This window comes from Mannheimia massilioguelmaensis, assembly GCF_000940515.1.
GTDB classification, from domain to species: Bacteria; Pseudomonadota; Gammaproteobacteria; order Enterobacterales; family Pasteurellaceae; genus Basfia; species Basfia bettyae.
In genome coordinates this window covers 87619-111860 of the sequence record NZ_CDQL01000008.1, presented here as the reverse complement: position 1 = coordinate 111860, position 24242 = coordinate 87619, and the positions used below count along the sequence as shown (strand labels likewise).

Sequence of the window (24242 nt, the reverse complement as noted above, 5' to 3'; positions counted from 1 at the left end):
GAGTTCATCCCACCTATTTAAAGTAGATAGCAATTTTATTATCGTTAATTTCTTCAATTGGAATATGCATACCATAGATTTCTTGCAATACGGAGGTTTGCATAATGTGTTCAATACAGCCTTGTTGTACTAATTTACCGTCTTTCATAGCAATAATGTAATCAGAATAACAAGAAGCAAAATTAATATCATGAATCACAATTACAACGGTTTTATTCAATTCCGTAACTAATTGACGTAACACTTGCATAATTTGTACAGAATGTTTCATATCTAAATTATTCAGTGGTTCATCGAGTAAGATGTAATCCGTATCTTGAGCTAAAGTCATAGCAATATAGGCACGTTGACGCTGCCCACCACTTAGCTCATCAATATATCGATAACGAAATTCCTCTAGGTTCATATAACCAATGGCATTATCAATAAAAGTGCGGTCATTTTCTGTTAAATTTCCTTTGGAATAAGGAAAACGCCCAAACGACACTAAATCTTCAACTGTCAAACGTAAATTAATATGATTAGACTGTTTTAAAATAGCCAATTGTTTAGCAATATCCGCACTTTTTTGTTCATGAAGTAATTTACCATTAAGATATACTTCTCCACTATCTGCAACCAATAAACGGCTAATAATGGATAATAAAGTACTTTTACCCGCACCATTAGGGCCGATAAATGAGGTAATTTTACCTTCTGGAATAATCACTGAAACTGAATCTACAACCTTTTTGGAGCCATAGCTTTTATTAATATTTTTAATTTCTATTGCCATTTTTTATTTGCTCTCAACAGTAAGTAAATGAAATATACTCCACCCACAAAATTTACAATAATGCTCAATGTTGTATTAAAGCTAAACACTTGTGATACCAACACTTGTCCTATGATTAAAGTTAACACAGAAATCAGCATGGCAGCTGGAATCAATATCAAGTGGTGATAACTACGAATAAATTCAAATGTCACATTCATCACTAATAGCCCAAGGAAAGTTAATGGCCCTACAAGCGCGGTGGAAACTGAAGTTAAAATAGCCACAATAACTAACAATTGTCGGATCATACTTTGATAAGGAATGCCTAAATTAATCGCTTGATCTCGCCCTAAAGCTAGCACATCAAAATAGCGCATATAACGTAAACTATAAAAAATCACAATAAGCAATACCGCTAAAGCTAACCATAAAATATTAATATTAACTCGGTTAAAACTAGCAAAGCCAATATCCTGTGCAATTTGGAATTCGTTAGGATCAATCAACACTTCCATAAAGGTGGTGAGGCTTTGAAAGAAAGTGCCAAAGATAATCCCGACTAATAATAAAAAGAAAATATTTTGTTGTTCACGTTTGAATAAGGCGTAATACAAGCCTAATGCAAACAGCACCATTAATCCTGTACAAATGACAAATAAAATAATCGGATCAATTGACTGCAAAGTCTTCGAGCCAAATAAAAAAATAATCAAGGTTTGAATTAATAAATATAAAGAATCTAACCCTAAAATACTGGGAGTCAAAATACGATTATTCACCACCGTCTGAAAAATCATAGTCGCCAACGCAATGGCAGCGCCTGTCACTATAATTGCAACCAAACTCAGTGAACGATGATGTAATGCATATTCCCAACGATTAGGCAAGTGATAAAACAAATACATAGCAATTGCTACTAATGTCAACAAGCCAAGTATAAATAGCTGACGTGCACTTTTATTCTGCGGTTGATTATTTTTAATTTTAAACATGACGATACCGCTTAAATAACAAATATAAGAAAATTGCACTACCAAATACTCCAACGACAGCATTGATAGCAATTTCATAAGGGAAAATCACTGTTCTACCTAAAATATCGCAAGCTAACACAAATACAGCCCCTAAAAGTGCGGTATGAGAAAGAATTTTTTTCAAATTATCCCCTAAATAAAGAGTCACTAAATTAGGAATAATTAACCCTAAAAAAGGAATAACGCCGACAGAGACAATAATAATGGAAGTTACAGTGGCAACAATGGCTAAGCCTAAATAGAGAACCTGTTGATAATTTAAGCCTAAATTAATCGCAAAATCTTGTCCCATACCAATAATCGAGAATCGGTTAGCAAACATATAGGCAACAATTAATGCTGGAATACTGAAATACAAAATCTCATAACGACCTGACATAATCAACGAGAAATCCCCTTGTAGCCAGCCTGCAAGATTTTGTAGAAGATCTTGTTGATAGGCAATAAATGCGGTTATGGAACTAATAATGTTACCAAACATAATCCCCACTAAAGGCACAAAGATAGTATCTTTAAATTTGAGGCGAGATAAAATACTCATAAACAGTAATGTGCCAAGGAAAGCCACCATAATGGCTATACTGGTTTTTAGCAACATTGAAGCGGAAGGAAACAGCAGCATCGCAATTAAAATGCCAAGTCTTGCACTATCCATTGTTCCTGCGGTGGTTGGCGAAACAAATCGATTGCGACTCAATTGTTGCATCACTAAACCGCAAATACTCAAGGCGGATCCAGCGATCAAAATACTCACTAAACGTGGTACTCGGCTAATCAAAAAGACTTGCCATTGTTCCATATTAAATTGCAGTAAACCTTGTAGATTTACTGTACTTACACCGAGAAACAAAGACAAAAGAGATAAAATCAGTAATAATAAAACTAAATATCGACGACGAATCATATTCTGTAATGATAATTATTTTTAACCTTATATTAGCATGTCAATTTTTTCCTGCAAGCCATAAAATAAAAAAGAGTTGATCCAATAAGATCAACTCTTTTATTTTTATTTATGTCTTAAATACATTTTACTGTATCAGGACATCATTACCATTGGTAACCTACACCAACAGAGCCTCCGACGTCACCACGAGAGTTGGTATTACCTTGAAGTTTCAAGACAAGTTTACCATTATCGCTAGCACGTGAATAACCTACTGCTAATGCACTTTCACCACGGTATGCACCTGCTGAAGCTGCTACCATAGATTTACCTGGCATATAAGCTTGTGGTAAACCAGCTGCAGCATTGGCACCTGCAACACCTGCACGTAATTGTTTATCCACTTTATTCACATGGTTATGAACATCAGCTAAACCACCACGTAATTGGCTAACATTAACAGCGTCATGCTCTTCAACACCATTCGCTACATGTTTAATTTGGCTACCGTTCACGCTAACTGCGTTGATAGTTTTACCATTAGCATCTTTACCCGCTACAGAACTAATTGTTGTGCTTTGAGCGCCATTGTTAATAGTCATACTACCACCATTGATGGTTGTAGATTTATTACCTTGTTTAAATTCAGCACTTTCTAAGTTTTTGAGTTTCTTAGCAAGTTGAATTTCAAGTTTTCCTTTACCATCAGCTTTCACATTCACGTTACCAGCTGCACTTTCAAATTTTTCTGAAGCTGCTTTATTCACACCTTCACCTGCAATGGTGACTGTTGAATTAAGTTTTTGTTTATTCACAACTTCATTATTGCCTTTGAAGTTTAAGCCATCATTTAATGTTGCGATTTCTTCTTTTTCGCCGTTTGGTTTCACGTATTCAATACGGGTTTTGCTTTCACCGTTTTTACCATCGTTACCATCAAGTCCTTTCGTACCATTTTTCACGCTGATATTCGCTGAAGCACCATCTTTACCGTCTGCTCCCTTAGGACCAGTTAAACCGATAGAACCATCCTTACCATTAATTGCAACAGATGAACCATCTTTGCCATCGACGCCGATATAACCATCTTTGCCTGGTTTACCATCTTTACCTTTTTCTCCAACAGTCACAGAATCAGCTTTGATATTTTTATCTAAACCAACCACTAATTTACCATCTTCAACGAAAGTTTTGATGTTAGATGCATCATATTCGCTATTAGCTTTAGTACCTTTACCAACGATATCCACTTGATCACCAAGATTTTTCTTAATTGCCTTACCATCAGTATCTTTCACACCAAATGCATCAGTTTTTAAGGTCTTGATTTCATTATTAACAATATCACCAGCTAAGTATTTCACATCACCAATATTAGCACCGTTAGTATCTTTGTTATAGACACGTGTACCATCTTGTTTGATTTCAGTAGCACCAGAGGCTTGATTAATAATTTGCTTATTACCATTATCTAAACCATTTTTGGTGACACTTACATCGCCCATATGAACACCTTTACCATCTATAATGGTTTTATCACCTTCTTTAGAAGTATAGGTTGTGCTACCTGCGGTAATTTCAGTCTTAGAACCATCCACATTCACAATCGTGTTACCTGCTGCATTCATAGTATTTTTATTACCATTGTCATCAACAGTTTCCACGCTGGTCATATTTTTCAAGTCTTTATTAAGATCATGTTTAACCTTACCATCTGCACCAACAGATGCCTTGATATTGTCATTATCACCATTAGTAAAGTTTAAACCGTCCTTTAATTTAACAGACTGAGCGTTTTCACCATTCGCTTTATATGTTAATTTCGCATTTGCAACAATTGACTCACCATCAACTTTAATATCATAGGTGTTTGTTGTTTCATTATGGTCAACTAAAATTGAACTATCACTAGATGTAACTTTAGTACGTCCTTCATCAACATATTTTTTATTGGTTACAGAGTTAGGGTTATTATCAACATTGGTTACATACATATTTTTAGCGGTAATTTTATCACCTTCAATATGTGTGTCGCCCACTTTAATATCACCAGATTTGATAATAGTATCACCAATAGTCACGCTACCATCTTTACCTAATTTTAAATCTTTAGCTAAACGAACTTTTAAGTTGTTTGTACCATCAGATACCACACCTAAATTATCTTCTTTCGTTAATTTAGTTTCATCTGACACACCACCAATAACATTAACTTGTTCGTTAAGTTTTTTCTTGATTTCTTTACCCGTTGCAGATTTACCATTAGTTAAGTTAGCAGCTTCGGCATCACCACCGTAGATTTGACCATCATCCATAGTCGCTACTTCATGGGTAATATGGTTATGATCTTCGTAAACAATACGATCCATGCCATTTTTACCGTTGTTACCATCGGTACCATCAACACCGTTTTTGCCATTTCTTACAGAAATATCTGCAGAACTGCCATCAACTCCGTCTTTACCATTACCACCGGTTAAACCGATATGACCAACACCATCTTTACCATTGATAGAAACTGCGTTAGTACCGTCCTTACCATCTTTACCATATACGCTGATGCCATCTTTACCATCAATGCCTACACCAGATTTACCATCTGCACCGTTTACACCGATTGTACCGTTTTTGCCATCTTTGCCACCAAGATTAACAGTATTCGACAAACCATAAGTCACTGTAGAACCTTCTTCGGTATCTTCTACAGTCGTAGTTAAGTTACCATCATTTGCAAATTTTACAGTTTCGTTATTGATAATTTTTGCTGTTTTTTTACCATCAGTTACATTGAATGCACTCATTGTACCTAATTTAGAAGTATCAACAGATAAATCATAAGTATTTGTATCCTTATCATACTTATATTTTACTGTCTTATCTGTAGAATCTACTTTAGTACGATGTTCATCAAAGTATTTTTTATTGATAACAGAATTATCATTATCTCCATCAACATTGGTTACATACATATTACCAGCATTGATAGTATCACCATTAATTGTTGTAGCAGTTACACTGTTAAGATTAACTAAATTTTTACTTAGCTCAATCATTAAGGTATCTGTACCATTAGCAATCACAGCAATATTGCCTGTCGCACTTTCGAATACACTACCATCAGCTTTATATGCTTTAGTTTTATCAGAACCAGAAGTTGTGCCTTCACCAACAATTTTCACTGTAGTATTAAGTTTATGAGCATTAATAGTATCAGCATTGTTACCTGTAAAGTTCAACCCATCATTTAAGGTTGCAACTTCTTCTTTATCGCCATTTGGTTTTACATACTCAATACGAGTTTTAGTTTCACCATTTGCACCATCGTTACCATCAAGACCTTTAGGACCTTGAACAACTTTCATAGTGGCAGATGCACCATTAGAACCATCAGCACCTTTTGGACCTGTTAAACCGATTGAACCGTCTTTACCGTTGATAACCACAGAAGCACCATCAACACCGTTCACACCGATTTTACCATTAGCACCATCTTTGCCGTCTTTACCTGTTGCACCTTCAGCAGTAATAGTCACACCGTTTTCGCCGTTTTTACCGTCTACACCGATTTTACCATCAGTACCATTCGTGCCGTTTACACCGTCTTTACCACCAGCAGTTAAGGATTTAGTTGCTAAATCATTATCCATCAATACATTGATGGTTGTTTTACCATCAGCATCTTGAACTACGGTTGTCTTGAGGTTTTCGCCAGAGTAGTTAGCAATATCTTTTGTACCAGCACCTTTGATATCAACTTGGCTATTTAATTTATTTGCAACTGGGTTAGCTGTGCTACCTTGAGCTGCTTCATTAGCACCAAATTTCAAGCCATCGTCCATAGTAGCAACTTCATGAGTCACATGGTTGTGATCTTCATATACGATGCGGTCCATGCCGTTTGTACCATTGTTACCATCGGTACCATCAACACCGTTTTTACCATTTCTTACAGAAATATCTGCAGAACTGCCATCAACACCGTCTTTACCATTACCACCGGTTAAACCGATATGACCAACACCATCTTTACCATTGATAGCAACTGCATCTTTGCCATCTTTACCATCTTTGCCATATACGCTGATGCCATCTTTACCATCAATGCCTACGCCAGATTTACCATCTGCACCGTTGACACCGATTGTACCGTTTTTGCCATCTTTGCCGATTTGAATATCATTGCCTAATGCAATATCGTAAGTACGTACATTAGAAGAATCTAAGTCACCACCTGTTAAGGTAATATTAGAATCAGATGTAGTTACTTTAGTATCATATGCATTCACAGTGTAATCATGATTCAATGAACCATCGGCATTCTTACCTTGATCAACAGTTGCATTGGTACCTGCAAATACTTTAGTTGGTACAACTGTTTCAGGCGTTGGTGCTTTGATCTCAACAGTATAAGTACCAGCAGCATCAGTTTTCACTTTCACCGCAGTGCCTTCAATACCTTTGAAATTCACGGTATTGTTATTCACCACTTTACCAACGTTTTTAATATCGTTTTCAGATTCATCATAACCAATATTCCAACCCATATTATCAGCATATTGTTTATTAACTACGCTAGTATTGGTGGTTGGTGCGTTAGTAACATACATGTTATTGGCATTAATAGTGTCGCCATTAATAGTTGTAGACGTTACTGTATTTAAACCTGTAAGGTTTTTATTTAATTCTACAGTTAATGTATCTGTACCATTTGCAACAACTGCAATATTACCGGTTGCACTTTCAAATACACTACCATCAGCATTATATGCTTTTGTTGCATCAGCCCCTGCTTGAGTACCTTCACCTTGTACTTTAACAGTAGTATTCAATTTATGAACATTTTCTGTCGCAGTATTGTTACCAGTGAATTTCAAGCCATCGTCCATAGTAGCAACTTCATGAGTTACATGGTTATGATCTTCGTATACTATGCGGTCCATGCCGTTCTTACCATTGCTACCATCAGTACCGTCAACGCCATTTGCACCATTCTTAACATGTACATCAGCAGATGCGCCATCTTTACCATTGATACCAATGTGACCATCAACACCATCTTGACCGTCAGCACCAGTAGCTGTAATCGTTACGCCATCTTTACCATTAGCACCTTTAACACCAACAGAACCATCTTTACCGTCTTTACCACCAACATTTACATTGTTAGCTAAACCGTAAGTTACAGTAGAGCCATTAGCATCATCAGTTACTGTCGTTGTTAAGTTTCCATCGTTAGAGAATTTAACAGTTTCAGAATCTGTAATGTTAGATGTTACAGTTCCATCTTTATTGGCTACATTAAAGGAACTCATAGAACCTAATTTAGATAAATCAGTGCTTACTGTATAAACAGTATGGCCATCAGTAGCAGTAGATGTATCAACTTTTACATTGTTACCCGCTTTAACTTCTGTTTTTGCTGCTTTTAATTGGCTTACATTAACCGCATCATTATCATCTACCCCATTGGTTACGTTAGTGATTTTTGCACCACCTACGTTAACAGTATTGGTAGTATCACCTAATGTGATAGTTGTATTACCATTAGAAATAGAAGTAATGCTGGTTAATGCAGAATTAAGACTTGCTTTAACCACACCATCAGCCAATGTTTCCATTGTAATATTTGTAGTATTTACAAAATCTAAACCTTTTTTAAGTTTAACAGTTTTATCTGCGCCACCATTATCTTTATAGGTAAGATCTGTATTTTCAGCAACTTTGTCATAATCTACTTTAATATCGTAATTATTGATTTTTGCATCTGTATTGGTATCTACAACAGAAATACTTTTATCAGAAGAAGTTACGGTTGTACGGCCTTCATCAACATATTTCTTAGTTGTTGCATCCGTATCATTAGTAACATCGCCATTAATAGTCACATTATTAGTAGTAATATGATTACCGTCGATAGTTGTAGTGCCACCATTGTTAGTCACATTGACTACTTTACTATTTACAGTATCACCATTCACTGTAGTTGCATTCACTGTGGTAAAAGTGACATCTTTTTTGGTTGCAATAGATAAACCATTATCGCTTTGAGTTAAAGCAATGTTATCACCTGCATCATAATTAAAAGTTTCATCTAATTTAAGATTATCTGTGGTAATCCCTTTATTTTCACCAGTAGATGCAGAAGAGGTAATAGTCAATCCTTTTTCAACTGTATCCACCGCTTTTTTAGTTTTATCAGAAGCAGTAACAGTGATTGTATTTTCTGCTGCACTGGTATCAATATAATCATCACCAGTCACATTCACTGTAGATCCTAGTTTTTGAACATTGGTTGAACCAGTTTCACCAGCAAATGTTAAGCCTTTTTCCTCAACAGTTGTCACAGCATCTTTCACTTTATTGCTGACATCAACTTTAACCGTGTTAGAATCTTCATCTGCGGTAGTTGTTACAAAATCAGAACCTTTCACAACACCAAATGTTGTAGTATCTTTATCCACAGTTAAAGAACCACTGTCACCAGTTACCGTGAATTTAGATAAAGCATTGTCAATCTTAGTTTTTGTTTCATCATTTAAATCGTAAGAAACATCAATACCTGTTGTACTACCATCTGAAGCTGTTTTAGTTGTGGTTGTTGCCGTTGTGCGACTACCATCAATAAAGTTTACCGTATCAGAGTCTTGGATATTAGCTTTCTTAGTTGCATCTTCTGAGCCATTACTTGTAGCGTTGAACCCACTCATACTACCTAATTTACTTAGGTCTGTACTTACAGTGTAAATAGATTCACCATTTTCACCTTTGGTTTCTTCAACCTTAACATTTTGGCCTTGTTTAACAACAGTTTTAGCTGCTTTGACAGTTTCATTGTTCGTAATGAAAGTATTTAAGTTTGTTTCATCAACACTGTATTTCACGCCATCTGTATTGGTTTCAGATTTAATGATGTTACCATCGCCAACAAATTTAACCGTTGGTACATTGTCTTTTGTTAACGTTACATCTTTTTGATCACCAGATTCAGCAGTGACGCCAAATTTTGCACTGATATTTGTTACAGGAGTATTAGTTGCATTGTTGATATTGTTAATAACATTTTCAGTATTCACTGTGTAAGTTACTGTTTTATCAGTTAATGCCACATCCATATTATTATTGCCAGATTTAAATTCTACTGTTGGTTCTGTTTCGCCACCTAACGCAACATTAGTAGTTGTCTCACCTGCTTTTACATTGAAACCTTTTTGTAATTTACTAATATTATTTGCATTGTTAGTAATATTGGTTGTGTTATTAGTAATGGTTTGTTTAGTTTTATCGTTTAAATCAACAGAATAATCTGTAGTGATTGCGCCTGTTGAATCTGCTGCACCTGGAGTACCAATTACAGTCACACCAAAACCATCAGAACCTGCCGTCTTAGCTGAAACAGTTGTTTTATCTGCACTAACAGTATAAGTTGTAGTGTCATTAGCTTCAGTACTGGTTACATGAGCATTTGTACCAGCAGCTACAGCGGCATTTTTAGCTGAAATAGTGATTTTATTTGCATCTTGCTTAATACCAACATTATTACCTGCAGTATAAGTAATGGTTTCACCTAAAGTAATATTATCTTTTCCGCCAGAAACAGTTGTCGAAGAAGTGCCTGAACCGGTTTTGTCAACAGATAAATTGAAACCTTTATTCACCTCATCAACCACAGCATATAATTGGCTGCCGTTGATTGCATCTGTTGAATTAGATGAAATTAAACCAGGCGCTACATTTTGAATACGACGAGTTTCCACAGTAGAAGAACCATTTGAGCCCACAGAAACTACGCCAACATTAGTTGAACCACCAGCAAAGTTATGGTTATAACCATTCACCATACCAGAAGTATAATCTGTAGATAATCCTTCTGTAGAACTACCTTTCTCTGTATAACCAGATTTATCTCCTAAAATCACAGAACGAGCTGCGGTAGAAGATACATTGTTACCTAATACAAAAGTATTTTCAGTGCTAACCGTATTGCTATTACCAATTACCATTGAGTTGCTACCTGTCACAGTATTGGAATTACCTACTACACGAATAGCATCACCAGAAGTGACTTTATTATTATTACCAAAGATACCAGAATTAGTAGCCGCAAATGCCGTGCCTGCATCTTCAGTACCATTGTCATTACCTAAAGAAAAAGATCCCTCACCTGTTATGTCGGTTGGGTCACCGATAGCAACGGCTTTATTAGCAGTAACTTTATTTTTAGTACCAATAGAAATTGAATTTGTACCTGTTGCAATAGCTTGATCACCGATAGCGATAGAAGCTTCACCTTTTGCTTGAGCAGAAGATGTTGTGCTATCATCATCACCACCAATTGCAATAGAATTCTTACCTGTAGCTTGCGCTGCATAGCCCACGGCAGTCGCGCCTGCACCAGTAGCTTGTGCACTTACCCCAGCTGCAAAGGCATTAGCAGCACTTGCTATTGAAGATGAGCCAATGGCTGCTGTATTAACTTCAATAGCTTTTGCATCTGTACCAATTGCTACAGCATCTTCTTTTGTAGCTTTTGCATTTGTACCAATTGCAGTTGAATCTTCTTCAGAGGCATTTGCCCCTTTACCAAATGCCATTGCATGGGCTTTAGCAGCATTCGCTTCTTGACCAAATGCCATTGCATAAGAACCATTAGCCTCAGCTGAAACACCAACCGCTACTGTTCCTAAATCTTTCGCATTAGCGTCAGAACCAAATGCAATAGAATTAGCCTTTGCTGCAGTTGCATTATTACCACCAGCAATACTATTATCACCTTCTGCAGTAGAACCAAAACCTAATGCCAAAGATTCAAATCCAGAAGCATTAGATTGTACACCTAATGCTGAAGCAAAATGACCAGCAGCATCAGCATTACTACCGATAGCAACAGTTTTAAAACCAGATGCATCAGCAAAAGAGCCTAGAGCCATACTATCCATACCATTTGCTTCTGCATGGTAACCCATAGCTACTGTATTGTCACGGCGACCTTTAGCATAATGACCGATTACGACCGCATCAGAACCTTGTACTCCTGTTTCTGTTGTTTCTTTACCAGTAGTTTCATCTACATCACTTACATAACTAATAGACTTATTGATAATTTTACCTGTTGTAGTATTTTGAACAGTTGTACCAGCTGTAGCCCCTCCCCCCATAACTATAGAACGATCACCTAATGCTTGAGCTGATTCAAAAGGTTGATATAACCCAGAAGATGCGGTGGTTGAATATGAAGCAATATTAGCAGAACCAATAGCAATAGACTGTGTTCCTAAAGCTGTTGCAGACTGACCAATTGCATTAGAAGAATTTCCAATACTGTTTGCCATTGAACCAAAAGATTGAGCATAAGTACCAATAGCCGCTGATTGACGACCTACAGCAGTAGATCCATTACCTTGAGCTAAAGAGCCTGCACCTAATGCTGTCGCAGCAGCCCCTTTAGCTACAGAATATGTACCAATGGCTGTAGTAAGACCTGCGTTAGTGCCATTTTTATTAGGTCCACCAATAGAATAAGCATAAGCATAATCCCCAATCGCAACTGAGCCACCTGTAGCTATTGTTTCATTACCTAAAGCAATAGAAGATGCTCCATGTCCCTTTGTACTAGTAGATACATTATATACATAATGTGGACTTGGAAGATTAAAAGTTAAATTAGTAGTACCGCCACCTTCTGCTGTATCAGAATATTCAATCTCATCCTTGCCTGCTAAACTATAATAAGAAGTATATTCTGCGCCAGTGTTAGATTCATAATTGTTACCTGAATAGTACGTACTATATGGGTTACCATAGTTGTATGCATTAATGTAAGTAGAGCTATTTGTATAAGTAGGAACTGTTGCATAATAGCTGTAGCCATTATCAGCAGTTACAGTAGTATAAGTTCTTGAACCGACAATAACATCCGTTCTAGCGGGAGCGACTAAATAAGTCTCTCCCTCCTCATTTGTTATATAATAATTATTTTTATCTACTGTATTTTTATTAAGTTAAGTCCCTCCAGTTAACCCTGTATAAGCAAAAGCCGAAGGCACGGCTAATAAGGCACCTAAACATACAGCTGAGGCTGAAACTGCGGTTAGTTTTGCAGAAATTTTTCTTGTTTGACGGGATTTCACATGCCCCTTAGCAAATTCAGAAACCGCAATAAACGTTTGCGTAGCATGATTGTAGATGACCTTGTAAATATGATTCATAATTTGACCTATTTGAATAAATTGATTACATGTATCAAAGTAAATGTCGTTTAACCACTAAACTACCATGTAGCATAAAACACAATACCCATACTTTAATGAGGTGTGCAATTATATATAAAATAGGCAATCTTTCTTGTTAATTTACATAATTTTACTTAAAAAATAAGAATTTACTCTTTTTGTTAATTATTAAGAAAATATTAAACACAACATCAGGTTAATTATTAACTATCGGTAAATAATAAAACAAAAAATAAGCAAATTATGTTTACAATGCATGCTAATGTAAATTTTTTGTATCAAAAATACCTCAAAAAATCGCATAAAATACGAATTCTAAAAATAAAGCTAATTGGATTAAGTAGTTATAGAAATAATATGAAGAAGAGTGAAATAAAGAAAAGTATCAGAAATTCTTTTTTCTTTGCAAACTTAACAAAAGTTTTCGTTTTTAAAGATTCTCATCTCTTTATGTGCGATAAAACATGAGTTTGAGTAAAAATAAAAGGGCTTTCGCCCTTTTAATTACCTCTTATCATAATACGAAAATAGATTTACTTACTAAGTATTCAGATTACATTCTCAATTGTTGTTCTGCAGACTTGGCTTTGATTAAGAATTGACGGCGTTCGCTATCACGCATTTCACTGCTTGAACCTGGTAATTTCACAGTGAGAGGGTTAACAGGGCGTCCGTTAATGTGGAATTCATAATGTAAATGCGCACCCGTGGAAATACCTGTATTACCTGATAATGCAATACGTTCCCCACGTTTGATATTTTGCCCTGCTTTAACTAGGGCTTTGCTTAAATGCATGTACACGGTTTGATATTCACGCCCATGTCGCATAACAATATAACGCCCTGCACCACCTGGTTGATAAGCAATTTTCTCAATTACTCCATCTGCGGGTGCGATCACTGGGGTTCCAGCAGAAACGCTAAAATCGACGCCTTTATGTGGGCGAATACGTCCTGTCACGGGGTGACGGCGATGAGGATTAAATGGCGAAGAAACTCTTGCTTGACGTTGTAATGGATAACGAGCGAAGCCTTTACCTAAGGTTTCCCCTTGGCGGTTATAATAACGACCATTATCTGCTTGTACAGCATAATAGCTTTTGCCTTCACTGATAATATGAATGGCTTCTACATTACCTTGCCCAGTTAATTCTCCGCCTAAATATTCTCGGCTCACTAACAAGCTAAACTTATCGCCTTTTTTCAATTTTTTCATACTAAACTGCCATTGAAGTGCGGTATTTAATTGGCTAATTTGCCGCCCGTCCAAACCTAAGGCGCGTAAACCTGCGACAAAAGAAGTGGTGACTTGGCCTTTTAACACTTCTTTTTTCCAAATACTTTTCTTTTCTATAACTTGGCGAGAGAATTTGCCATCTTCTAATCGTTCATAAATGCGTTCTTCTTTTTCAGAGACCAACCAGTTTAAATATTCTAATTCGCCATCCTGATCGAGAATCCAATACATTTGTTGACCAGCATTTAAGTTTTTTAATTCAGGATAAGCTTTAATTAGATTCACACTGGTATCAGCCTCTAAACCAGAAAGTTCGAGCACATCTTTTAATTTATCGCCTCTCACAATAGTATGGCTAAATTGATCAGAAATGCGTTTGGCTTGTTCTGCTGCATCGAGCAGATCATTTAAGGCATTTTTGGCATTGTCAGGCAGAGATTCATAAACCTCGTCAGAATCAATTTTGATTTCATCAACCTCTTGATCTTCGCCTGATAAATCATCGTCATAAGAGGTTGCACTATTCACTTCAGATAAATTTTTTGAATTTTCTACCGCACTTTCCTTGCTTACAAGTGTAGCACTGGAGGCACTTTGATTAGTAGTTGAATCTGCGGAAAGATTATTCGGTGTCAATTTCTCAAATTGTTGATTTTGGTTCGCTACATCATAAACATTTTTTTCTTCTACACTGTCTTTTAAGCTAAGCAAAATCCCCGCCATAATCGACAAAATAGCCATAAAAAAAATCGCCGCTTTAATCCGTGATTTTCGTTTACGTCTATCTCTTGCTAATTTTACGTGCTGATGCCCCACTCAGTGTGTCCCTTATAATATCAATGCAGATGCTAAATAATGATTCTTTTATGACATAGAAAAAATTAAAGGGTTCATTATACACAATAAAAAAATTTTTATGGGAATAATTTCCATTATTAGAGGAATTTTTGCCTTTATTTTCTTGAGAACTTCAATAAAATGAGCTATCGTTAAGAAATTTTTTAATACAAATAAACTTTCCTTATGAAAATCCATGCCATCAAAACGCCACTTGTTGAACTTAAACAGATTAATGTTCTGTTTGGCGAAAAAATAGCGTTGAAAAATATCAATTTAACTATTTATCCTAATACGGTGGTAACGATTGTTGGCCCGAATGGCGGGGGGAAATCTACCCTATTAAAAGTGTTATTAAAATTACAAGCTCCAAGTGAGGGAACTGTAACATATAGCGCTAATCTACGCATTGGCTATGTTCCACAAAAAATTCATTTAGATCCGAGTTTTCCGATTACTGTAGAGAAATTTCTTGGTTTGAAAAAAGGGATTCGCCATCAAGATATTCAAGAGGCATTGCAATTACTTTCCATTAAGCATTTGATTCATAACAGTATGCAAAAATTATCAGGCGGTGAAATGCAACGTGTGTTGCTTGCCCGAGCAATCCTCAACAAACCCAATTTATTAGTGCTTGATGAGCCAACTCAAGGGGTGGATTTAACGGGGCAAGCAGAATTGTATCAATTGATTCATGAAACCCGTGAAAAATTAAACTGTGCAATTTTAATGGTTTCTCATGATCTGCATATTGTGATGGCGGATACTAATGAAGTGGTATGCATTAATCAACATATTTGTTGTGCAGGCACGCCTGAAATGGTGTCTAATGATCCTACATTTATTTATTTATTTGGCGATCAGTTCTCTAAAAATGTGGCGTTCTATACCCATCATCATAATCATCAACATAATATTCATGGTGATGTGTGCTGTTCAGGTTCACAGCATTCAGAACAATGTCTTCATCAACATCAATAACGAGATAATTTATGTTTGAAATTATTTTTCCTGCTTGGCTAACAGGAATGCTACTTTCTTTAATTACCGCACCTTTAGGGGCTTTTGTGGTATGGCGTAAAATGGCATATTTTGGTGATACTCTCTCCCATTCTGCATTATTAGGGGTCGCCATTGGGATTTTCTTAAATGTTAATCCCTATCTTGCTATTCTGATTCTTACCCTAATTTTAGCTATTGCCATGGTGTGGTTGGAAAGCCATTCTCAATTTTCTGTCGATACCATACTTGGCATTATTGCTCATAGCTGCTTATCACTAGGCGTGGTCACGGTAGGATTATTGCAAAATGTGCGGGTAGATTTAATGGGATATTTATTTGGTGATTTATTGGCAGTAAATTATCAAGACTTAATTTATATTGGTGTTGGGGTCATCGTGGTGATATCCGTCCTAATTTATCATTGGCGACCTCTAATTTCCACCACAGTCAGCCCAGAATTAGCTCAAGTGGAAGGAATAAATATTCGCCGCATGCGATTTATTTTGATGATTTTAACCGCACTTACCATCGCTTTAAGTATGAAATTTGTCGGTGCATTAATTATTACTTCATTACTAATTATCCCTGCTGCTACCGCTCGTCGATTTGCTAAAACTCCTGAAAGCATGGTATTCATTGCGATTATCTTAAGTATGATTGCAGTGTCATTAGGTTTATTATTATCCGCTTTCTACAATACCGCAGCAGGCCCTTCTGTGGTGATCTGTTCTTCATTTATTTTCTTAATGTCCTTATTAAAGCACTCCACGGAATAGTTTTCTTCTATCCATTGATAAAAATACCATTCTCTTCCTCCTCGGAGGAAGAACTTCGTTTTAAAAAATATTAGAAACAAAATTTTCTAAAAAAACACCGCACTTTTAAACATAAAACCATACTGATAAACAACTCGACTATCCCCTTCACAAATAAGCGTTAGAAATCGCTATTTTTTACAAAGAGCAGTTAGGCAAGATTTCAAGAAATCTCATTCATTGCTTTACAATTTAAGAAATCTCCCTACAATACACATTCCTAACGGTTCACCTTGCTGTGAATCACTGACTTGAAATCAGACAAAAGAGAAATTTATGACTACTCCATTCAAACCAGAATTATTGTCTCCAGCAGGCACGCTTAAAAATATGCGTTATGCTTTTGCTTATGGTGCAGATGCTATTTACGCAGGGCAACCACGTTATAGCTTACGTGTTCGTAATAATGAATTTAATCACGCTACTCTAAAACAAGCCATTGATGAGGCTCATAGCTTAGGTAAAAAATTCTATGTGGTGGTAAATATTGCTCCACATAATTCAAAATTAAAAACCTTTGTTAAAGATATTAAAACTATCGTAGATATGAAGCCTGATGCATTAATTATGTCCGATCCAGGTTTAATTATGTTAGTACGTGAGAATTTTCCTGAGATTGATATTCACCTTTCAGTACAAGCGAATGCAGTTAACTGGGCAACAGTAAAATTCTGGAAACAAATGGGGTTAACTCGAGTGATTCTGTCTCGTGAACTCTCTATTGAGGAAATAGCAGAAATTCGTCAACAAGTTCCAGATATTGAACTAGAAATTTTTGTGCATGGTGCATTATGCATGGCTTATTCTGGACGTTGTTTACTTTCTGGTTATATTAATAAACGTGATCCTAACCAAGGCACTTGCACCAACGCTTGTCGTTGGGAATACAAAATGGAAGAAGGCACAACAGATGATGTAGGCAATATTGTAGCTAAAGAAAGTGTACAAAAATTCGAGCCTGAAATTGAGGTAAAAAATGTGGCACCCACTTTAGGTGAGGGACAAACCACTGATAAAGTTTTTCTTTATACTGAGCCACATCGCCCTGATGAGCAAATGACTGCATTTGAAGATGAACACGGCACCTATTTTATGAACTCAAAAGATCTTCGTGCCGTACAACATGTCGAAAAACTAACCCAATTAGGGGTGCATTCACTGAAAATCGAAGGACGTACAAAATCTTTCTATTACTGTGCTCGTACTGCTCAAGTCTATCGTAAAGCCATTGATGATGCTGCTGCGGGAAAACCATTTGATACCAGCTTAATGGATACTTTGGAAAGTTTAGCACATCGTGGTTATACAGAAGGGTTCTTACGTCGTCATACTCATGATGAATACCAAAACTATGAATACGGTTACAGTATTTCCGAACGTCAACAATTTGTAGGCGAATTTACGGGTCAACGTAATCAACAAGGTATGGCAGAAGTTGCGGTTAAGAATAAATTCTTATTAGGTGATGAAGTAGAAATGATGACGCCTAAAGGTAATATTATTTTTAAAATTGAGCGCATACTTAATCGCAAAAATGAAAATGTAGATGCTGGACTAGGAGATGGGCATTTTGTATTTTTAGATGTGCCTGCCGATATTGATTTAGACTATGCTCTATTAATGCGTAATTTAGTAAATAGTAATACGAGAAATCCACATCAAAAATAAATGTTAAAAATATGTTGTATTTATTAAATTTATGTATATAATGTTTCCCATACCCTAAAAAGTATGACTCCAAATATATTTAGCCCTTTCTATTGAAAGGGCTTTTTTTATGATGAATTTTCTAAATTACGATCTATATCGCAAAAATTCTGCATTTTTCTTCTTTCTTTGCCCGTTCTCTATAAAAATACCCTCTTGCATTTATAGTTAATTGTAAATACAATTTGAGGTAACTGTGTTAATTACATATGATCCGAACAAATCTCTAAAAAATTTTAAAGGGAGAAATCTACCTTTTGAGTTAGTTAGAGAATTTGATTGGTCAACAGCAATCACAGAACAAGATATAAGACATCTTTATCCTGAAGCTAGATTTGTAAGTTTCAGCTACATTAATGAACGACTTCATGTTATTTCTTTTACGCCAATAATGAATGGAATTCGTGTTATTAGTTTCCGCAAAGCAAACAAAAGAAAGATTAGAGATTATGAAAAAAAATTACCACTAACCGATGAAGAAGGTGAAGTTCGAGAATTAACCGATGAAGAACTAGAACAGTTCCGTCCGATTGAAGAAGTGATGTCTCCAGAGTTTATGGCAATGGTACGTCAGCATATGCAAGAACATAGAGTTAAATCTCATCGTGGAAAACAAAAATCACCAACTAAAGAATTAGTATCAATTCGTTTGTCAGCAGAAGTGCTACAAAAATTCCGAGCCATGGGAAAAGGTTGGCAAAGTAAGATTGATAAAGTCTTACTTGATTATATTCATTCAAGTTTGTAATTTTAGAAAACAAAAACACGAGTCTAAGCTCGTGTTTTTTATTTCAGAAAGGAAAATTATTTTCCCCAAACTTCTTCTGCAATGCTACGAATGAATTCTAACTTCGCCCATTGTTGTTCTTCAGTAAGAATATTCCCTTCTTCCGTTGAGGCAAAACCACATTGCGGACTCAAACAAAGTTGATTAATATCCACATATTGTGCCGCTTCTTTGATCCGAGCAATAATATCATCACGATTTTCTAATGTGCCATCCTTAGATGTCACTAAGCCTAAAACCACTTGCTGATCTTTAATAAAACGTAATGGTTTAAAATCTCCCGCACGATCCGAATCATATTCTAAGAAGAAACCATCGACACGGCATGTACCAAATAAAGTTTCAGCGACAGGCTCATACCCACCCGCAGAGAACCAAGTTGAACGGAAATTACCACGGCAAATATGCATGGTTAATGCGAGATCCGCTGGTTTAGCATCAGCAATTTTATTGAGCATATAAACATAATCTTTAGCAATTTGGTCTAAATCAAAACCTCGTTCTTTATAAGTTTTACGTTTATCTTCTGCACAAAATTCGCCCCAACTTGTATCATCTAATTGAAGATTACGGCAACCTAATTTATAGAAGATATTCATTGCTTTGATATAGGCATTAGCAATGTCATCTAATAATAATGAGTTGTTATTCTCATAACGTGGAATTGGCACATAATCCGTTGCTCGTACATTAGTGATAAGATGCAACATTGATGGTGAAGGAATGGTAAATTTTACTTCTGTACCATTGGCAATTTTTTGCACTGAACGAAAATGATCAACAAAAGGATGAGATTCTGAAAAATCAATTTTATCAACAATTTTTAATGTTTTAGGACGGACATCATGATGTTTGAATTGGACTGAAAATTTTTCTGCGTCTATTTCTTCTACACCATCCAGTGCCGCTAAAAAATCCATATGCCAAAATGTACGGCGAAATTCGCCATCTGTTACCGCATGTAGCCCTACATTTTTTTGTTGAGCCACTAATTTAGCGATTTCTTCATCTTCCACTTGAGTGAGATCGGTACAAGATATGTCACCACAGCTACATTGATGACGTGCTTTTTTAATCGCCTCTGAACGTAAGAAACTGCCTACAATATCAAAACGGTATGGCGCTTGTGTACGAGGTTGGGCATGGGGGAATAAGTTACTCATTTTAATTTCCTAGATTTTGTTTTTATTGTTGAAACGATTCTAACAAATATTTCTTGCTAATGGTGATGAAAAATATTCCCTCACAATATGAAAATCATTCATATTGTGAGATAGAGATTAAAACAAAGGCATTTACTGATATTATGCCTTTAAAAAGTGCGGTTTAAAAACAGAAAATTTTAACCATAGGTAACAATTTCTGTATGCTCTAAATGAATCTCGCTTTGTGCAAGCTTCGTCTCTGCGATCACTTTACCCTGACGAATTGAATATCGAGTAGGCACTTGGCGACGTACCGCATCAAAGCCATTTTCTGCTGGCAAAATAATTAAATTAGCTGAATGACCTTCTTTGATACCATAATCCGTTAAACCTAAAGTTTTTGCACTGTTTTCTGTGACCAGTTTTAATCCATCATTAATTTGTCCATAGCCCATTAACTGACAGACATGTAACCCCATATGGAGAACCTGTAACATATTTGCCGTACCTAATGGATACCATGGATCAAACACATCATCATGACCAAAGCACACATTAATATTCGCTTTCAACATTTCTTTTACCCGAGTAATACCTCGACGTTTTGGGTAACTATCGAAACGACCTTGTAAATGAATGTTTACCAGTGGATTGGCGACAAAATGAATTTTTGACATTTTCAATAAACGGAATAAACGTGAAGCATAAGCCCCATTGTAAGAATGCATTGCTGTCGTATGGCTGGCAGTCACTTTTTCACCCATTTCATATTTAAGTGCGAGTGCGGCGACAGTTTCCACAAAACGAGATTGTTCATCATCAATTTCATCACAATGGATATCCATTTGTTTTCCGTATTTACGAGCAATCTTAAATGCAATATGCATTGATTCCACACCGTATTCACGAGTAAATTCAAAATGTGGAATACCACCAACAACATCGGCACCTAATTGCATGGCTTTATCTAATAAGGCTTCACCATTAGGATAAGAAAGAATGCCTTCTTGTGGAAAGGCAACAATTTGCACATCAACCCAAGGCACAACTTCTTTTTTCACTTCAAGCATTGCTTTAAGTGCCGTTAAGTTTGGATCTGATACATCTACGTGAGTACGAACATATTGAATACCATTTGCAATTTGCCATTTTAGCGTTTTCCATGCTCGTTGTTTGACATCTTCATGGCTGAGTAATTGTTTACGTTCCGCCCAACGTTCAATTCCTTCAAATAAGGTTCCTGATTGGTTCCAATTGGGCTGCCCAGCGGTTTGAGTGGCATCTAAATGGATATGAGGTTCAACAAATGGTGGATAGGCAATGCCATTTTCTCCATCAAGTACATCACCTGAAAAATCAATTTGTTCATCATTAGGAAAAATTTTGCTGATTTTGCCATTTTCAATCAAAATCTGCCATAAGCCTTCACGATCTGCTAAGTGAGTATTTTTGATTAACATAGTTTGTTCCTATTAATTGGGCAGGTTAAAAGCTGCCCGATGATCACTTATTATCTTAATTTAGCGAATAATGGATTTAAGATAAAGTATGCTACCGCACCACCTAATACCGCATTTACTGGAATAATCCCCGCAATAAATTGACCACATAAGACACCTATTGCCACCGCTAAAATAGCGGCCCAATTGATAGTAACAAAATTTGCTTTTTCAAAATCTGCATAGGATTTATTGCGTAAAATATAATCCGCAATAATCACGCCTCCCACGGGCGGTATTGCTGCTGATAAGAAAGTTAACCAACCTACGAAGTTATTGTATAACCATAATGCACAGATAGTTCCAATGATACCATTGGCTACAGATAATGGACGGCTACTTAATCCTGTAATATTCGCGAAACCTAATCCTGATGCATAAAGTGCATTATCATTAGTCGTCCAAATATTTAAACCTAATACAATGATCGCTGGAATGATCAACCCTTGAGCCACCATCACATCAGAAATATCTGACATTCCTTTTACTGCTGCTCCTGCAGCACCAAATACAAACATTAAAGTATTGCCTAAGAAGAAAGCTATCATCGCAATAACAATAGCTTGTTTAGCACGTTTACCAAAACGTACAAAGTCAGCAGTTAATGTGCCTGCACTGATAAATGAACCGACAACTAATGCAATAGCTTGTGCATTTGAAATGGTTTCTTTAGGCTGCATTCCTTGTAATACCTCTAAACCACCAACTTCGGTTACCGCTAAATAAACAGAATAGCAACCTAAAATCGCAATCGCAGGAACCGCAATTAATGACAAAATCGTTAAAGCTGAAATACCAAAGAATACGGTTACGGTCATTAATAAACCAGAACCAAAAATAAGATAGTTAACATCGATACCCGTTACTTTGTTCACTGGAATCGCAAACATAGCAACACCAACACCAAACCAACCTACTTGCGTACCACCCAATAATAATGATGGTAACCAAGAACCTTTTATACCGAATGAATAACGAGCGAGAATGTGAGTTGTGAGGCCAGTTTTCGCACCGATATAACCTAAAGCTGAAGTATAGATACCTAACATTAAGTTACCAATAATGACTGCAAACCAGAAATTATCATAAGTTAATTGTGTACCTAAAGTGCCACCTGTCCACATACTAGCGGAGAAAAATGTTAGACCGAGCATAACAAAAGTTAATGCAACAGCCCCTTTCCGTTCACTTTGCGGAACGGGTTTTAAACTATAATTTTCATTACTCATAACGTATTTTTTTATCCTCTCTGAAATAAAATTAAAAATACGAGCGGATTATATACTTAAAGCAAACGTTTGCCCATGCCTTTTATAAAATAAAATTTTCTTATTTTATACCGCACTTTTATTATTCAATATTTTCTCTTTTGCGATAAAGATCGAAAAATTCTCATCACAAACTTCACTCTTTTACAGCAGATGATAAAAAGCTAATTTTTAAATAAGAGAAGAGAATAATGAATAAATGGATTTTAACCTTATGTTTATTAAGTTTAAGTATTGAAAGTAAAACACCTCATCTAATGCTGTTAGGCTCTTACAAAGATCAAAATATTGAAGGCTGGGTGATGAGCGAAAAACTCGATGGTGTCCGAGGATATTGGGATGGCAAACAATTATTCACAAGGCAAGGCACGAGACTTTCAGTGCCAGATTATTTTATTCAAGATTTTCCCCCTTTTCCAATTGATGGAGAATTATTTAGTGAACGCAATCAATTTGAAAAAATAGCTTCAATTACAAGCTCCTTAGAAGATAAAGGTTGGCACCAATTAAAGCTCTATGTTTTTGATGTGCCAGAAGCACAGGGCAATCTGTTTGAACGTTTAGCCATGCTTGAAAATTTTCTCAAAAATCACCGCACTTCTTATATTCAAATAATTGAACAAATTCCAATTAAAAATCAACAACATATTCAGCAATTTTTACAACATGTTGAACAGCAAAAAGGCGAAGGGATTGTATTACGTAATCCTAATGCACCATATGAAAGAAAACGTAGTCATCAGATTTTAAAATTAAAATCTCAGTTAGATGAGGAATGTACGGTGATCGAACATCATAAAGGCAAAGGGCAATTCGAAAAAGTTTTAGGATCGCTTACTTGTGAAAATCATCGAGGAAAATTTAAGATTGGTTCAGGATTTAAATTAGCAGATAGAATTAATCCTCCTAGTTTAGGTTCAATTATTACCTATAAGTATCGAGGACTAACCAAAACTGGAAAACCAAGATTTGCCACTTATTGGCGAGTAAAAGAAGAATTTTCTGAAAAATAACCGCAGTTTCGCTATAACAAGCCTAC

The 24242-nt window shown here is 36.1% G+C and carries 14 protein-coding genes; 5 read left to right on the top strand and 9 right to left on the bottom strand.

Going from position 1 to position 24242, the window contains the following annotated elements; translation table 11 throughout:
* Positions 1-13: 13 nt before the first annotated feature.
* From BN1226_RS08910 to mepM, 6 genes are all read right to left on the bottom strand, one after another.
* A complete protein-coding gene (locus BN1226_RS08910; RefSeq protein WP_044470902.1) occupies positions 14-775 on the bottom strand; it encodes an iron ABC transporter ATP-binding protein in 762 nt (253 codons plus the stop codon).
* Complete coding sequence (locus tag BN1226_RS08905; protein WP_044470901.1) at positions 766-1749, bottom strand: iron chelate uptake ABC transporter family permease subunit; 984 nt, start codon at positions 1747-1749, stop codon at positions 766-768. The genes BN1226_RS08910 and BN1226_RS08905 overlap by 10 nt, the downstream gene beginning before the upstream one ends.
* Positions 1742-2695 carry an ABC transporter permease gene (locus BN1226_RS08900; protein WP_044470900.1) on the bottom strand — a complete coding sequence of 318 codons (954 nt, stop codon included), beginning with the start codon at positions 2693-2695 and terminating at the stop codon, positions 1742-1744. Before BN1226_RS08900 ends, BN1226_RS08905 begins: the two co-directional genes overlap by 8 nt.
* Positions 2696-2841: 146 nt before the next feature.
* Positions 2842-12006 carry a YadA-like family protein gene (locus tag BN1226_RS08895; protein ID WP_044470899.1) on the bottom strand — a complete coding sequence of 3055 codons (9165 nt, stop codon included), beginning with the start codon at positions 12004-12006 and terminating at the stop codon, positions 2842-2844.
* Between the two features lie 669 nt (positions 12007-12675).
* Positions 12676-12882 (bottom strand): ESPR domain-containing protein, encoded by a 207-nt coding sequence (locus tag BN1226_RS08890; RefSeq protein WP_044470898.1) that lies wholly within the window; start codon positions 12880-12882, stop codon positions 12676-12678.
* Positions 12883-13459: 577 nt separating this feature from the next.
* Positions 13460-14959 carry a murein DD-endopeptidase MepM gene (gene mepM / locus BN1226_RS08880; RefSeq protein WP_044470896.1) on the bottom strand — a complete coding sequence of 500 codons (1500 nt, stop codon included), beginning with the start codon at positions 14957-14959 and terminating at the stop codon, positions 13460-13462.
* Between the two features lie 207 nt (positions 14960-15166).
* Between mepM and znuC the strand changes: the two genes are divergently transcribed.
* From znuC to BN1226_RS10910, 4 genes are all read left to right on the top strand, one after another.
* The gene (gene znuC / locus BN1226_RS08875) at positions 15167-15961 is read left to right on the top strand and encodes a zinc ABC transporter ATP-binding protein ZnuC (protein WP_005760036.1); all 795 of its coding nucleotides are present in this window, start codon (positions 15167-15169) and stop codon (positions 15959-15961) included.
* Positions 15962-15972: 11 nt separating this feature from the next.
* A complete protein-coding gene (znuB, locus tag BN1226_RS08870; protein ID WP_044470895.1) occupies positions 15973-16758 on the top strand; it encodes a zinc ABC transporter permease subunit ZnuB in 786 nt (261 codons plus the stop codon).
* A 315-nt stretch (positions 16759-17073) separates the two neighbouring features.
* On the top strand, positions 17074-18465 hold the full coding sequence (gene trhP, locus BN1226_RS08865; protein ID WP_044470894.1) for a prephenate-dependent tRNA uridine(34) hydroxylase TrhP: 1392 nt from the start codon (positions 17074-17076) through the stop codon (positions 18463-18465).
* Between the two features lie 235 nt (positions 18466-18700).
* Positions 18701-19252, top strand: coding sequence for a BrnA antitoxin family protein (locus BN1226_RS10910; protein WP_082041922.1), 552 nt, complete (start codon positions 18701-18703; stop codon positions 19250-19252).
* A gap of 56 nt (positions 19253-19308) precedes the next feature.
* Here the strand turns inward: BN1226_RS10910 and BN1226_RS08855 are convergent, their stop codons facing one another.
* The 3 genes from BN1226_RS08855 to codB form a co-directional block, all read right to left on the bottom strand.
* On the bottom strand, positions 19309-20454 hold the full coding sequence (locus tag BN1226_RS08855; RefSeq protein ID WP_044470893.1) for a 5-methyltetrahydropteroyltriglutamate--homocysteine S-methyltransferase: 1146 nt from the start codon (positions 20452-20454) through the stop codon (positions 19309-19311).
* 179 nt (positions 20455-20633) lie between these two features.
* Positions 20634-21896, bottom strand: coding sequence for a cytosine deaminase (locus tag BN1226_RS08850; RefSeq protein WP_044470892.1), 1263 nt, complete (start codon positions 21894-21896; stop codon positions 20634-20636).
* A gap of 50 nt (positions 21897-21946) precedes the next feature.
* On the bottom strand, positions 21947-23164 hold the full coding sequence (codB, locus tag BN1226_RS08845; protein WP_044470891.1) for a cytosine permease: 1218 nt from the start codon (positions 23162-23164) through the stop codon (positions 21947-21949).
* A gap of 230 nt (positions 23165-23394) precedes the next feature.
* Here codB and BN1226_RS08840 point away from each other — a divergent pair, with 230 nt between their 5' ends.
* Positions 23395-24216, top strand: a complete 822-nt coding sequence (locus BN1226_RS08840; RefSeq protein ID WP_044470890.1) for a DNA ligase — start codon at positions 23395-23397, stop codon at positions 24214-24216.
* The last annotated feature ends 26 nt before the right edge of the window (positions 24217-24242 follow it).